Annotated in this window: 12 protein-coding genes; 6 read left to right on the top strand and 6 right to left on the bottom strand. The window is 54.9% G+C overall.

Annotation, left to right across the window (positions count from 1 at the left end; all coding sequences use genetic code 11):
- Window positions 1-82: 82 nt before the first annotated feature.
- Window positions 83-2,581, bottom strand: coding sequence for a tetratricopeptide repeat protein (locus D1823_RS11335; protein ID WP_117870037.1), 2,499 nt, complete (start codon window positions 2,579-2,581; stop codon window positions 83-85).
- Between the two features lie 315 nt (window positions 2,582-2,896).
- Entirely contained in the window at window positions 2,897-3,808 is a 912-nt protein-coding gene (locus D1823_RS11330) for a homocysteine S-methyltransferase family protein (protein ID WP_254683719.1), read from the bottom strand.
- 385 nt (window positions 3,809-4,193) lie between these two features.
- On the opposite strand from D1823_RS11330, the gene D1823_RS11325 reads away from it, so the two are divergent.
- Window positions 4,194-4,655, top strand: coding sequence for a hypothetical protein (locus D1823_RS11325; RefSeq protein ID WP_117870033.1), 462 nt, complete (start codon window positions 4,194-4,196; stop codon window positions 4,653-4,655).
- Window positions 4,656-4,951: 296 nt separating this feature from the next.
- Here D1823_RS11325 and D1823_RS11320 read toward each other — a convergent pair whose 3' ends face one another.
- The 3 genes from D1823_RS11320 to D1823_RS11310 are packed head-to-tail and all read right to left on the bottom strand — an operon-like array spanning window position 4,952 to window position 7,222.
- Window positions 4,952-5,440, bottom strand: a complete 489-nt coding sequence (locus D1823_RS11320) for a hypothetical protein (protein WP_117870031.1) — start codon at window positions 5,438-5,440, stop codon at window positions 4,952-4,954.
- A gap of 55 nt (window positions 5,441-5,495) precedes the next feature.
- Window positions 5,496-6,068, bottom strand: a complete 573-nt coding sequence (locus D1823_RS11315) for a carbonic anhydrase (RefSeq protein WP_162896820.1) — start codon at window positions 6,066-6,068, stop codon at window positions 5,496-5,498.
- A gap of 47 nt (window positions 6,069-6,115) precedes the next feature.
- Window positions 6,116-7,222, bottom strand: coding sequence for an NmrA family NAD(P)-binding protein (locus D1823_RS11310; RefSeq protein ID WP_117870027.1), 1,107 nt, complete (start codon window positions 7,220-7,222; stop codon window positions 6,116-6,118).
- Window positions 7,223-7,318: 96 nt separating this feature from the next.
- Here D1823_RS11310 and D1823_RS11305 point away from each other — a divergent pair, with 96 nt between their 5' ends.
- Entirely contained in the window at window positions 7,319-7,897 is a 579-nt protein-coding gene (locus tag D1823_RS11305; protein ID WP_254683833.1) for a TetR/AcrR family transcriptional regulator, read from the top strand.
- 319 nt (window positions 7,898-8,216) lie between these two features.
- Here D1823_RS11305 and D1823_RS11300 read toward each other — a convergent pair whose 3' ends face one another.
- Window positions 8,217-9,134, bottom strand: coding sequence for a LysR family transcriptional regulator (locus D1823_RS11300; protein ID WP_162896818.1), 918 nt, complete (start codon window positions 9,132-9,134; stop codon window positions 8,217-8,219).
- Between the two features lie 109 nt (window positions 9,135-9,243).
- Here D1823_RS11300 and D1823_RS11295 point away from each other — a divergent pair, with 109 nt between their 5' ends.
- The 4 genes from D1823_RS11295 to D1823_RS11280 all read left to right on the top strand — a co-directional run bounded on the left by D1823_RS11295 (window position 9,244) and on the right by D1823_RS11280 (window position 13,329).
- Window positions 9,244-10,203 carry a tripartite tricarboxylate transporter substrate binding protein gene (locus tag D1823_RS11295; RefSeq protein WP_117870021.1) on the top strand — a complete coding sequence of 320 codons (960 nt, stop codon included), beginning with the start codon at window positions 9,244-9,246 and terminating at the stop codon, window positions 10,201-10,203.
- Window positions 10,204-10,272: 69 nt separating this feature from the next.
- Window positions 10,273-10,740, top strand: a complete 468-nt coding sequence (locus D1823_RS11290) for a tripartite tricarboxylate transporter TctB family protein (protein ID WP_162896817.1) — start codon at window positions 10,273-10,275, stop codon at window positions 10,738-10,740.
- Between the two features lie 5 nt (window positions 10,741-10,745).
- Entirely contained in the window at window positions 10,746-12,260 is a 1,515-nt protein-coding gene (locus D1823_RS11285) for a tripartite tricarboxylate transporter permease (protein ID WP_117870016.1), read from the top strand.
- Window positions 12,253-13,329 (top strand): lyase family protein, encoded by a 1,077-nt coding sequence (locus D1823_RS11280; RefSeq protein WP_117870014.1) that lies wholly within the window; start codon window positions 12,253-12,255, stop codon window positions 13,327-13,329. The genes D1823_RS11285 and D1823_RS11280 overlap by 8 nt, the downstream gene beginning before the upstream one ends.
- Window positions 13,330-13,520: the final 191 nt, after the last annotated feature.

Raw genomic sequence — 13,520 nt, 5'->3', positions numbered from 1 at the left:
CGGTATTGTGCCTGGCCTCATTTTGGGCAAGGCGAATTGAATGGAATTCTATGCCTCACGGCCAGTCCGCAGAAGGTGAAGCTCAATCCGGCAAACCAGCTTCCCGGAGGTCTCCGACAAATCTGTCAAGATCGCTTTTTTGCAGGTTTTCGAAGGCCAGACGGACGCGCGAACAGGTCATGTCGGGGCGTTTTTCTTTGCTCTGATTGATTATTCGTCTCGCTTCATCCGGAGCTTTTTGTCGTATCAGTATTACCGCCAACACATAACGGCCGAATGGATCAACCGATTTTCCCTCCAAAGCTGTTCTCGCACAAGTTTCCGCCTGATCAAAACTGTCGAGAACATAAAGGCAGAAAGCTTTGGCCAGCAGTTTCACCTTGATATATGGACCTGATGGGCCAAACCGGGTTGCTGTCTCGAAATGGGACAACGCAGGCTTCGCCTGCCCATTTGCCAGATGTGCATATCCGAGAACCAAATGCGCGTTTGCTGCACTTGGGTTAAGACTGACGGCAAGTTGTGCCTCTGCAATCGCGGTATCGTGTTTGTTATACTGAGTGTAGGCACGGGCAAGAGTGGCATGCGCGAAACTGCTTTGTTCATCCAGGGCCACGGCGCGCTCCGCGTGATAGAGCGCGCGTTCCTTCGCCTCTGCCCGATCATCGACCTGGACGAAGAACAGTTTTCGAAGCTCGGCGTTTGCCATCACTGCGTGCGCGAGCGCATAGTCTGGTGTGATATCGATGGTTCTTGTTAAGATATCTTTTGCTTTCTGAGTATCTTCATCTGTGAATTTGAACAGATGCCACAGTGCTTTTTGAACCCTGTCCCATACGTTGATTTCACCACGTTTCAATCGGGCTTGTTCGCGCAAGTCAAACCGCAACTCCCAATCTATGTGCCCGACAACGGCTGACGCAATTTCCTCCTGGAGGGAAAAAACATCTTCCGTTTTGTGGTCCAGACGATCAGCCCAAAGATCATGCCCAGTTGATGTGTCTACCAGATGGGCGGTCACACGAACGCGCTGATCGTCATAGCGCACGCTACCCTCTACCAAATAATGCGCCCCGAGACGTTGTGCGATCTCTTCGCCGGCCAAAGAAGCATCTTTGAGGAGCTTGGTTGAAGTAGGAGAGACCACCGATAGCCAATCCACTTTTGCCAGTTCGGTCACAAGTTCATGGTTGATGCCCGCCACAAACCCATTGGTGTCGCTTTGTCCACTGAGGCAATCGAAAGGCAGCACTGCGACTACTGGCTTTTGCGGTGTTGGAAGCTGTGTGACCATCTGATCAAACAGACGGTCTTTTTCGGCCGGCGGCTCTGTTTTTGGTGCAAGTGTTTCGGTTTCAGTTCGATTGCTGGACAAAGTTTCTTGCGCTGTCGGAAAGCGGAAAACTGGTCCGTGCCGGGGCCACTCAACATTGTTGAGCGTCATGTAGTCTTTAAGGTTGTGGGCTGCGTACAAGAATGCGTGGCTGCGAGCAGCGACACTGAGGTTCTTGTGTGCGAAATTCAGGCCCACTGCGACACGGGCCAGCAAGTATTGGCTTTCCATAAAACTGAGCCGATGGCTTTCGTGGCGCTCAACCCAACTCATCGCCCCACGCCGCAAAGCTCTGACAAATTCGACGATGCCGACATCATCCTGCCAAAGCCCCAATGTGTGGTGTTTTGAATGAAAGAGGCCAAGATCATCAAGGATGGCATCCCATTGGGCAGGTATGCAGTTTCCGCGCCGCGCCAACAGGTATGCCAATTCGAAATACGCGTGGTCGTAAAACAAAAACTGTTTGTTTACGTACAACGCCAAATCGATCAGAAAATAATCGGGATCACGGCTTTGGTGCGCTCGAACCAGTACATTGTAACCATGGAGGTCCCCATGCACCCGACCCTTTGCCGCTCTTACGCTCAACCGGCTTGGCAGGTTCTCATCGTAGGCAAAAGCCAGCGGGTTTGGGTACCAGTGCCCTTCAAACATCAGACAACGTTCGTTCGGGTCATGACCGCAAACATCCGAAAGAAAGTGATGCAGCCGACCTGGTTCAGAGTCCAGTCTGTAGCCGAGCCATCCGGAAAGCAGTTCCCCGGGCGACTGCAATCCGGGCGCCATTTCATAATCGACGTTCCAGTCATCAAGCAGGCTTCTCGACAGCCGCTCAAGAACGTTCAAGGCCAGCTCGTAGCCGCAATCATTCCAAGGAAGAGAGTATTCAAGTCCTTGCGCCACAACGGTGGAAAGGATCGCGACCTTACCGTCGTGTTCCAAAGAATGGACAATGCGTGCCAGATGCTTTGATCCAAACGCAGGAACCGCTTCAAACGCCTTCAGATGTCGCTGGGTTTCGGCCTTTTCTTTCCATTCCGGATCGGGCAGGGCGTCAAATTTGAGAATGGCCTGGCCGCTGAATGCGTCGCAAGTGATGTCGACAATAAAAACAAGGGCACCGGACTTGCCGGCACTTAGTTGCCGGTGAAAATAAATTTCACCCTTCACTGACCACCTGTCAGTTATCAGCGGCAGAAGCTCAATGTAAGCTTCAGGCCATGAGAGATCATCGATAGCGGGCATTAACGTCACTCCGCAGAAGTGCGACCATGGAAGGTGTATATCTGTAAGGCGGCACCGTTTCGTGACATGATACACAAGCAATAGTGTGAACCAAGGCGTTTAAATCGACCGGTCAGAGCTTTCTACGCGACGGCTGGACCTGCCCTATAGAGCCCGAAGGGCTGCAACATGCATAAAAGTCCGCTTTACGAGAAAATACCGATAAGCATTTGAACGCGATCAATGATTGTATTCGGCCGCTCCTAACAAGTTGCGGAAAGAAATCTCGGTATCGCCTCAGATCTCGGCGTTAACGCGCAGATTGAACCAAGTTGGCTACGCCAATTCGCTGATCATCGATTTCAGGTGGCGCATGTCTGTACCGCAGCACCCTCCAAATACTTGAATCGACGGATTCTGCTGCGCAATCGAGGCAATCTGTTTGCCAAGTTCAATTGGATCGCCTTCGTCCAGCTCATCGGCTTCGTCAAGTTCCGCATGCGAGCAACTCGAAGCGTTCGCCACCAGGCCTCTAAGTCGGGGGTGGTTGCCAAGCGCTCTGCCGAAATGGGTCGGATGGGCGCAGTTGACCATAAAAAACAGCGCCGCCGAGCCGGTTGCCGCGTCGATTTGGTTTATGCCGTCCACAAGTTTGGTTCCGTCTACCAGGCGCCCGTCTGTCTCAACAACCAGAGACATGATGATTGGCAGATCAGCGTCTCGGGCGGCGAGGATGCAACCCGCTGCCTCGCATGGACGGTTGAATGTATAAGCAGTGACCAGATCGACGCTTGTGTCTTTCAGGCTTTGTATTTGAGCGGCGTGGTATTGACGTGCATCTTCGACGGGTACCGGCGGGATGTCGGCGTATGGATCATAACGCGGGCCGATGCAGGCCGACACCAGTACGTCATCGCGAGCAGATGCTTGGCGCAGGTCCTCCATCAAACTCACCGCATCTTTGTTCACCTCACTGAGCCGTTCTGCATTGTACCCCAAGGGCGCTGCCCGGTCGGCGTTCGCCATCCAAGTGGGCGCATCAAGGATGCATCCGACATTCATTTCTCGGGCGAGATCGACAAGTGCCTGCATTTGACCGGCCAGTATTGCCCTGGTGCCAGGTTCTTCCAGCAATGGAAACGACGCGAAACCGGGTAACTCAACTCCATGATTGAATATCAGGTCGGTGCCAGTGCCGGCGTAAACCAGAAAGGTCTTATCACCTTCGAGTGAGAGCTGTCGGGCCATTCTGATCTACGCCTATTGCCGTTATGCTTTCACAAGAAACCTACATTGTCTTGGGCCTCCTGTGAACCTTAGGGCGGCGACAGGGTGTCTGCCGTGAGAATGACCTCATCTTCCCGGGCAACTCGCAACCGCAGCGAACACCCCCTTCGGCGGGCTGAACCGCGGATGCATCAAGCCATTGCCAATGGCCGATTTGGGCCACCTCGTCGGGCAGATTTACCCGTCAGCTTAACTTTCTGTGTCCGATCTAACGACCGTGAAGGCCCAATCTCGAGATTGTATTAGCGCTTTCCCCACACACTATAAGTGGACGGTCATCAGCATTCTTGCTGATTGTAAATGCTTTGAAGGCCCTTAAGATGAGTGACATTTTTTGGAGAGCCAAATGAGAATCTTATGGATCATCCAGCTTTTGGCGATACTTGGTGTTCCTGCCAGTGCTGACGAGCAACGCATCGAGATCAACAATGTCTACCCTCTGAACCAAGAGAATTTTGATCTTGGTGATCACATTTTTCATCTGACGGACAACACTGGTGGTTTCGAAGTAATTGAAGGTCCAATGGATGACGGGCCCGCCAGATGTTTGGGTTCGGGATTTGGGTTCGAAGACGGCACCAACTCGATCAATGGAATATGCGTATTCGGTGAAGGTGATGACACTTTTACCATGCGATGGAAGGCAGGAGAAAAAGGCGCGGCAAACACCTGGGAAATCATCACCGGGACGGGGCGCTATGAAGGGATGACTGGCAGCGGCATCGCGACAACAGATATCGCCTCAGCATACCAAGCGTTGCCTCTGAGGCGAACTCACATAGTCGGAACAGTGGAAATCCCTGACTAAGACGGCTGCGCTTTTGTATCTGTACTGTTTCGATTGGTCTCGAGCTTTGTCGGTCTTAAGTGGATTTCGCTGCTTGGTTTTAAACCTTCCGGGATTGCTTGCTGTAATGCGACGAACGGCCGCTTCAATCTGCGGAGTGTGAATTCGTTCTGCCGTCGATCATGCAGCCGCAGCGAATGGTAGCTTCGACGGGCCGCACCGCAACATTCTAAGACCGTACTCAAGGTCGGCTCTGGGCCGTGAGACTCAGTGGGGCGGGCAGCAGCGCTGCCTGCCCTGGAACAATACCTGTCCTCTCATGCCGAGGCTGTCTTGGGGCCAACTGCCTTCAATAGCCGTGCAAAGATCATCACATGCGTGACCAAAAGTACCGGCACAAAGAATGTTGGAATGAACCAAGTGGGGCCAAAGTAGTTAATTGCCTCGGCTTGGCGCAAGGCGTTCACCAGATCGACAGTTCCAAGGATGTTGAAACCCCACACCAACGGAAGGGCGGCCATTGATCTCCATCGCAAAGCGAAAAGCGCCGCGATTGCCAGAAACGCCGAGAGCAAGTCGCCATAGCTGGCGCTGGTTGCAAATGCCTCGGGCAACCCTCCGTTGTTGAGATTTGGTACAATGAAGCTCATTCCGATGTGTCGGAAAGCATGCGGCAGCAGCAGGATTGAGAGCGCCGCCGCCGCCGACAGCCGTGCAAGCCAGGGTGCAACGTACCACGCCGCGATCAGAGCAAAGACAAAGAGGCTCATCGCGAACTGAAGTAGGAATATCACTGTGGGGGTCATCTGATCGATCCTTTCGATATGCGTCTGTTTAAGTGAATTGAGGGTGGGCAGACCTTCATGCTCGGGCCGCAGTTTGCGATACGCTCGCCTCGGCCCGGGTCGTCCCCAGTGAAGCGGCTGGAGTAATCTCTTGGGCTTTTCCAGTGGCGACATCGTAAAGCAAGGCCGAGACGGTGATCGCGTCCGGTACCTCCGGTGCTGCCGCTAGACGCTTGATGTCTGCCGAAAGGTCGCTTTCCTGATCCGTGATTGCGTATTCGGATACGTCAATCCCAAGCTTTTTCAGCAGCGCGTCCTGAAGGTCCGGGTTGGACAGCCGCTCGGCTCCACATTGTGTGTGCTGCATCAGGATGACGTTGAACCCCTCTTCGCGGCCCTCCGTCATAGCGCTCACCAGAAAGGCGAGGGTGGCGATTTCTTCGATTGCGGCGCGTGTAACCCGTCCGCCATTGTTTCGGATCACAACCGCGTCGCCAAGCTCCAGTCCGAGGATGTGCGCGGGATCAACCCGGGCATCGCCGCAGGTTAGAACTACTGTTCGCAACTTTGGCAGGATCGGTAGGCCAGCACTGTCAAAGCCCGCAGAGAATTCTTGGTTTCGAGTGATGAGTTCGTCTTGAACGTTCATGAATAGGTCCTTTCGTCTTGGAGGGTAAACCTTCGTCTTATGCTGCGTTAGGCAACGCGCATTGGTGCGGCTTGTACGTCCTTGGGTTGGTGTTTTTCCGTCCATGTCGCGTCGTCCAGGCAGTACGACGAAGAGGAAAGCTGAACGTAGTCTCGCTGCTTCTGAGCGTGATCAAGATCGAAGGCGCGCGTCGTGAGGATCTTCAGAAAGCTGCCGATCGCACCGATGCTGCCGAACAGGCTGCGTGCCAGGTCCGGTTGATCAGCGACCTTGCGCCGTACGATGCTTTCAAACGCTTCAGGTTCGTGCCCGCTTACTTGGAATACATCCCCGGTCGGGGCGTTCACCGCGAAGGCGCCTCGCCTGTACTCTTCTGAATAGATTGCAAGCTGGGTGACTGCCGCTTCCGAATAGTTGGCTGGGCGCAGGGCTTTCAGAGCCTTGACCATCATACGCTCGGAAATGTCGACATAACGTACCCGCCGCCCCAGCGCGCGGCCCATTGCTTCGGCGACTTCGTTGGGTGACAGCAGCGTTGGTCCCGTGGGGCGGTAGGTCTTGCCCGCATGGCGTGCCGGGTCCGTCAAGGCACCGACCGCCACGCGTGCAATATCTTCGTTCGAGGGGGCAGCATTCTTTTTCACGTCGCCGTCGCCAAGCGGCATTGTGAACTGCCCAAGATGGGCCGCCATGCCCAGCACCATCAGGTAGTTTTCAGCAAACCAGCCGACATTCACCGTGGTCACAGACATCTCGGGGCGCATGCCGATCAGGATGTCGCCTAAATAGACTTCGCGTGTAAACAGCGACGGGTGATCTACGCTCGAAAGCCATTGGCTTAGCGTAACGACGTGCTCAATCTTAGCTTCGTAAGCCGCAACGGTGAAGACCGCGTTGAAGTGCAGCCCATTGGGTGCCGTCGGGGCGCATTGATAGGCCCGCTGCACGCCATTCATGGCGTTGCGCATGTCGCTCAGCGAATACTGGTCACCCACGAATAGTTCAGCGCCCGCGCGTTCGAGGATATCAGAGCGATGATCCCTCTGCCGTATGAACGCACGGACAGGATAGGCTTTGGCTCTGAGCTGAAGCGCGACTTGCAGCCCGGTCTTGCCGCTTGCGCTGGTGACGAGGATCTTAGGCTTGGCAGGCATAGGCACGCTCCTTTTAGATGATACTTGCAATCTATAATTTAGATGATAGATATAATCTTAATTGTCAACCCGCCTAGGAGTGCGAAATTGCCGAGAATGTCGGAAGTGGAAAAAAGGCGCAGTCACAACAGGATACTGGATGCTGCAGCACAGTTGTTCCGCGAACGCGGTATCGAAGCGACTAGCCTCGCGGACGTCATGAAGGCAGCCGGAATGACACATGGAGGTTTCTACCGGCATTTCCATTCGAAAGAAGATTTGATCGCGGCAGCCTTCCGGCACGCAGTCGATGATGTGGTTTCCGAAATGGAGCGCGAGGGGTCCAGCGAAGGGCGAGGGAAAGAACGTCAGGACTATATAGCCAAGTACCTGTCCCAGGCACATGTTCGAGACAGTCGGCATGGATGCCCGCTTGCGGCAATGGGAACCGAGCTTGCCCGTACCAAGGGCGCATCCCGGCACGCGGGCGCTCAAGCTTCGGATCGCATGGCGGCCCTTTTGCAGGACACGCCGGAATCCGGCTCGCACCAGGGCCTGGCTGCGATGGCACTCCTTATGGGTACGATTACTCTGGCTCGTTTGGCAGGAACTGAAGAGGAGGCGGACCGAGCTCTGGAGGCCGGACGCACTGCCATAGATTTGCTGCAGGATCATTGGCCGCAAGACAGGTCCTAAACTGCTGCAGGGTATTCCGAGGGATTCGCGGTTGCGTTGTGCATTGCCATCACACGCTAATCGACAATGCTGCAAGGTGCACGAACGGCAGCAATGCGAAAGCTGCGCTTTGGCGTCGAGTAGTGCGGCCAATGGTTGGCTTGGGCCGTCCGCGTGATCAGTTATTTGCGGGGCAGGGGGCTTTGCTGCGACGGAACCGAAGTCTTCAATGAGCCCGATGATACCGATGCTGCATTGTCCACCAATGATAGCTTCCTGGATGCTTGGCTCTCTGAAAGTCGAGTTTCCAAGTGAATGCTCAGTGGGACTAGTTAAATCGCTAACTAACTACCTCTATCGACTGGCTCGATGCCGCGAGTGTTGCGACATGCGATTTTAATACTTCAACGAACTTGTCACGCGCTTCGTTTGGTTCTGAATGCAGTGGAAAGAGAAGCCCAAACGACATCCAGCGTTCAGGCGAAATTGGAACTGTCCGAACACGGGTCTGATCTACATCGGCGGCCACGAGTTCATCTGCGATTGTGACACCACCGCCATCTGCTACCAGAGCACATGCCAGCGAAGAAGATGCGACTTCGCAGGTTTGTTTTGGCAGCACCCCTGCAGATCTAAACATATCATCCAGTTGGTCGCGCAAGAGCAATCCGTGCATAAGGCGAACAATTGGAACTTCAGCCAAAACGTCAATGGAAACTTCTTCAAGATCGGCAAGCGGATGATCAATTGGTACGACGGCTTGCGCTCTTACGCGCAATAGCAACTCGGTTTGGATATCGGGGTGTTCGACCGGTAGAGCACCAATTCCCACGTCATATTCCCGACCGGCCAACCATTTGCCAGCTTCTCTTCGCGCGCGCACATCGAGGCTGACATTGATATCAGGATTTTCCCTTATGAATTGGCCAACAGCGGGGGAGGCGAGCGCGCGGGCGATGCGCGGCATTGCGACGATCCGAAGGTTCTGAGTGCGGCCTGCACGAATCTCGGCGGCGATTCTGGGGATCTCATCCAGGTTGTCGAGGATGCGACCAGCTTCGCGATAGAACGCAAGTCCCTCGGGTGTTGGAGTGAGGTTCCGGCCGCTTCGATCAAAAAGATTAAGCCGCAACTCCCCCTCGAGTCCAGAAATCAACCGGCTGACTGCCGGTTGCGAAAGGTGCAGTATATTTGCTGCTGCTGCGAGCGATCCCTCTGACAGCGTTGCTCTGAATGCACGAAGCGCTTTGATGTTCATGTTCGCCACCGTCACTTGCACTTTTTGCAAGTAAACTAAACACCTTTGCATTTTTCGCAATCTCCATCATCTGCTAGGTGAGATCAGGAGAGGAATTAGGGAGGATACTATGAAACGCAGAACACTCATTTCTGCCGCACTGGCAGGCATCGCCCTTGCGGCAACAGCAACAGCAAGCTTTGCGGCTGACTGGCCTAAACGCCCGATCAATCTGGTCGTGCCTTACAAGGCGGGTGGCGGCACTGACGCCTATGCTCGCGCCATCTCGGCGGCAGCTGATGGCATTTTGGATGTCCCCGTAGTGGTCGTGAACAAACCTGGCTCGGGCGGCTTGAATGGAGCCAATTCTGTCGTCGGCGCCCGACCCGACGGCTATACTATGATGATGACCTCAGGGGGCTCGTTCTTGCTGTCCACCATGACCCGCGACACCGACATTGATGCGCTGGACAGCTTTGAGTTCGTCGCACAGGTCGGCCAATTGCAAACCTCTCTGATGGTCTCGAAAAGCAGCCCGTTTCAATCCGTTCAAGACGTGATCGACGCGGCTAAAGCTGATCCTGGCTCGCTTCGTTGGGCGCATTCAGGCCGCGGTGGTTTCCACCATGTAGGCGGTCTGGGCTTTCTGGCCAATAACGGCATCGAAGCGCAAGACGTTCCATTCAAAGGTGGTGGCCCGACCCGTGCTGCTCTCATCGGTGAGCAAGCCGACTTCGGCTTCTTGGGCGTACAACAGCTTGCCGGTTTCGAGGACCAACTGCGCGCGCTGGCGGTCAACGGCCAGGAACGCGACGGCATCATGACGGATGTACCTGCCTTTGGAGAATTGGGCATTCCGTTTGCTGCTGTCTCCTCGCCGGTGATCGTGTTTGCTCCGAAGGGTACGCCTGCCGAGGTGGTCGCAGCGATGGAAGCCGCGCTTGCGCAGATTTCGGCTAAGCCCGAGTTCGCCGAGCTGCTGGCTTCGCGTGGGACCGGTCCTGTCTATCAGAATGGTGCGGATGCCAAGGCAACGCTTAGCGCTATGAAAGAGGACGCCGCTCCGTTGGTCGAAAGTCTGACTAATTAAGTCTTCAAGGCTGGGGGATCGATGATCCCCCGGCCTTTTTTTGCCCACGCGTTGTTGAGGGAGGATGACATGCGCGCTTATGCCGAAGGTTTGGTGCTGGCGGCCGTTTCACTTGTGGCTATTTGGGGCGCGTGGCAGGTGCCCGCTGCATCGCCCGGAGATACCTGGGCCGGGATTGTTCCCTTTGCCGCATCCGTCGCTCTATTGGGCTTGTCTGGTCTCTTGCTGATAGGTGCATCCCGTCAGACAGGCGATGTCGCCGCCGCCAGCACAGATAATGGGGCGACTGTTCAGATCATCGCACTATTCATCATTGCGTTGGTCTACCAACAGTCATTCCGCTGGTTCGGGTATCTACTACCTACGGCCATCGTGGCTCCCATCGTGCTATATTTGTTCGGTGTGCGGAGCTGGATCGGCCTTGCAGTTTCTGTAGTCATCTGCCCGTTGGTTTTTCACCTCATCTTTTTTGTGCTGCTTGGTGTCTTCCCGCCCTATGGCGAAGTGTTCGACCTACTCAGCTGGATACAGAGGTAAGTCTCATGGAAATTTTTCCCGCCCTTCTTTCGGTCATCACTGATCCGATGCTGCTCTTTGCCATCGTTCTTGCTGCCACAGTTGGCATGATTGTGGGCGCAACGCCGGGTCTGACAGCTTCAGCAGCAATCGCGATGCTGCTGCCAATCACCTTCTATATGTCGCCCCTCTTTGCTCTCGCCTTTCTTTATGTGATCGGAAAATCCGGACGCTATGGCGGTTCCATCGCAGCAATCTTGTTTAATACGCCTGGTACAGCCGCGAGTGCTGCGACGCAGATTGACGGCTATCCACTGGCTCGCGCTGGTAAGGCGGGTAAAGCAATGAAAGTTGCCACAATCTCATCCGTGATCGGCGATCTCATGGGCGACGTTCTTTTGGTTGTTGGTGTCGGGTTCATCGCAGCAATTGCTCTGAAGCTGGGACCTCCAGAAACCTTTGCCATCTACTTTGCCGCCTTTGTGGTGATCGGTTCGGTGATCGGAGAATCCATTGTTAAAGGTCTGGCCTCCGCGCTCCTGGGAATTCTGGTGGCAATGGTGGGGCTCGATCCGATTTCCAGCGAAGAGCGCTACACATTCGGCTCGTTCGACTTGTCCAATGGCATCGGCTTGGTGCCGCTGATGATCGGTGTCTTTGTCTTGGGCGAAGTCTTTGCGCAACTTGAAGAGCGGCGCAAAGCAACAGGTGAGACCAAAGAAAACGAAAGCTCGGCTGATGGCAATGATCTGACATGGGAGGAATACAAACCGTGTCTGCCTCATGCTTTTCGCGGTGGGTTTATCGGTGCGGGCATTGGTGTTCTGCCAGGTCTGGGTTCAGCGATTGCGGCTTTTATCTCTTATGGAGAAGGCAAGCGCCGTGCGAAAAACCCTGAGCAATGGGGTAAGGGCGCATTGGAAGGCGTGGCCGCGCCAGAAGCGGCCAACAACGCGGTGTCCGGCCCGTCCATGGCTCCTCTGCTGACTTTGGGTATTCCAGGCTCGACCATCGGCGCGATCCTGTTGGGCGTGTTTCTGATCCATGGCATCCAGGTCGGGCCGACGCTATTTCTGACTGACAAGGAACTTGTCTACAAACTCTTTGCCTGCGGGATGCTTGGTATCCTCGTGTATGGCCTGATCGGCTATTTCGGAGCCACACAAGTCGCCCGACTAATCCTGAAAATCCCGACCAACGTTCTCTATCCGCTGATCTTCATGACAGCCTTCGTCGCGGCATACTCAGCACGAGGCTCGATGTTCGATGTGACGGTTATGACCTTTGCCGGTTTCGTCGGCTGGCTGATGCGCAAGCATGACTTCAACATTGCGGCATTCGTAATCTCCTTCGTTCTGGCCAAAGGTGCGGAAGAGACGTTCCGGCAATCCCTGCTGATGTCGGATGGCGGCGCGCTGATCTTTGTTGAACGCCCGATCGCGCTTGCCTTCCTGATCCTTGGTGCCGGGGCTATTGCCTTTCGCATTCGCGGCATCTTAAAAGAACGCAAACTGGCGCAGGGAGGGTTGGGCGATGCTTGAATGGCAGCTCATGCAAGGCAGCTTTTCCAGCACAGATATGCGGCACATCTGGTCTGAATCCTCGACAATCTCTGCCTGGATCAAAGTCGAACAAACGCTGGCGCGTACGCAAAGTGATGCGGGTCTCGTGCCGAATGAAGCTGTTGTTGCACTCGACGGGTTTGGCATCGGAAAGCTCGATCAGGAGCGCTTGCGGCAGGACATGGCGCTTGTTGGGCGGCCCATTGTGGGATTGGTCGGACAACTGCGCGAACACGTCGGCGAGGATCTCGCCAAGTTCGTCCATTTCAATAGCACGACGCAAGATATCATGGACACAGCGCTTGCGATGCAAATGAAGCTCGGTCTGGCGACCGTGTTGAGCGACCTCGATCAGCTCGTTTTTTCCCTGACGGGCCTGATCAAGGAGCACCCCAACACGCGAATGATCGGGCGCACCAACGGGCAACACGCGATCCCGATGCTACTCCGGACCAAGTTTGAAGTCTGGCTCGAGGAGCTTCTACGTCGTCGCGAGGTGATCACCGAAGCGGAAAAGCGTGGGGTGTTCGTTCAGGTCGGCGGGCCGCTAGGGGATTTGTCAAATTATAGCGATGGAACAGGGACAGAGATAAAGGTGCGAATGGCAGAGGCGCTTGGTTTGGGCGTTGCAGAACCTCATTGGCAAAACGCGCGTGACGGCGTGGCCGATATTGTCACCGCCCTCGGCGCGCTGTGTGCGACGATCTGCAAAATAGCCCACAACATCAACCTGCTTTCATCCAGTGATATCGGTGAGGTCTGCGAATGCCATGAAAACGGTAGGGGTGCGTCATCCTCAATGCATCACAAACGTAACCAACGGGCCAGTGAATTTGCCGAGGCCGTAGCAAGATTGGGGCGCCAAAGGTCGGAGCAAATAGGGGAACTGACTCTGCACCAACATGAGCGCTCTGGCGGTGTTTGGGTCGGTGAGTGGCTTGTCGTTCCTGAAGTGTTCTTGCTGTCTTCAGGAGCTTTGTCATGGGCAAATCGGATGCTATCTGATTTGAGAGTCGACGAAGGCGGGATGGAACAGAATTTAATCTGAGAAGAGTTAAGAAACGCTAGCCGTCATTCGCGTTGTTGCGGCGAACGGCAACGCTGTCCGCGTTCGGTGAGATCGACAAAGCCCATAATTCGCAGCTGCAGCAATGCCACGAGTTAAGCCGATAGCCGCTTCGCAGCAGGAAAAGCTGCCGTTCGTCCCAACCGCAGCAAGATTTTGGTGGCCGATGTCAA

The sequence above is a fragment of the Ruegeria sp. AD91A genome (genome assembly GCF_003443535.1).
GTDB lineage: Bacteria > Pseudomonadota > Alphaproteobacteria > Rhodobacterales > Rhodobacteraceae > Ruegeria.
This window is presented reverse-complemented; position numbering and strand designations above follow the sequence as displayed.

Coding starts and splice junctions, on each gene's coding strand:
- D1823_RS11325 (WP_117870033.1), top strand. CDS start 4,194: ATGAGAATCTTATGGATCATCCAGCTTTTGGCGATACTTGGTGTTCCT.
- D1823_RS11280 (WP_117870014.1), top strand. CDS start 12,253: ATGCTTGAATGGCAGCTCATGCAAGGCAGCTTTTCCAGCACAGATATG.
- D1823_RS11320 (WP_117870031.1), bottom strand. CDS start 5,440: ATGACCCCCACAGTGATATTCCTACTTCAGTTCGCGATGAGCCTCTTT.
- D1823_RS11315 (WP_162896820.1), bottom strand. CDS start 6,068: ATGAACGTTCAAGACGAACTCATCACTCGAAACCAAGAATTCTCTGCG.
- D1823_RS11300 (WP_162896818.1), bottom strand. CDS start 9,134: ATGAACATCAAAGCGCTTCGTGCATTCAGAGCAACGCTGTCAGAGGGA.
- D1823_RS11330 (WP_254683719.1), bottom strand. CDS start 3,808: ATGGCCCGACAGCTCTCACTCGAAGGTGATAAGACCTTTCTGGTTTAC.
- D1823_RS11310 (WP_117870027.1), bottom strand. CDS start 7,222: ATGCCTGCCAAGCCTAAGATCCTCGTCACCAGCGCAAGCGGCAAGACC.
- D1823_RS11305 (WP_254683833.1), top strand. CDS start 7,319: ATGTCGGAAGTGGAAAAAAGGCGCAGTCACAACAGGATACTGGATGCT.
- D1823_RS11290 (WP_162896817.1), top strand. CDS start 10,273: ATGCGCGCTTATGCCGAAGGTTTGGTGCTGGCGGCCGTTTCACTTGTG.
- D1823_RS11295 (WP_117870021.1), top strand. CDS start 9,244: ATGAAACGCAGAACACTCATTTCTGCCGCACTGGCAGGCATCGCCCTT.
- D1823_RS11285 (WP_117870016.1), top strand. CDS start 10,746: ATGGAAATTTTTCCCGCCCTTCTTTCGGTCATCACTGATCCGATGCTG.
- D1823_RS11335 (WP_117870037.1), bottom strand. CDS start 2,581: ATGCCCGCTATCGATGATCTCTCATGGCCTGAAGCTTACATTGAGCTT.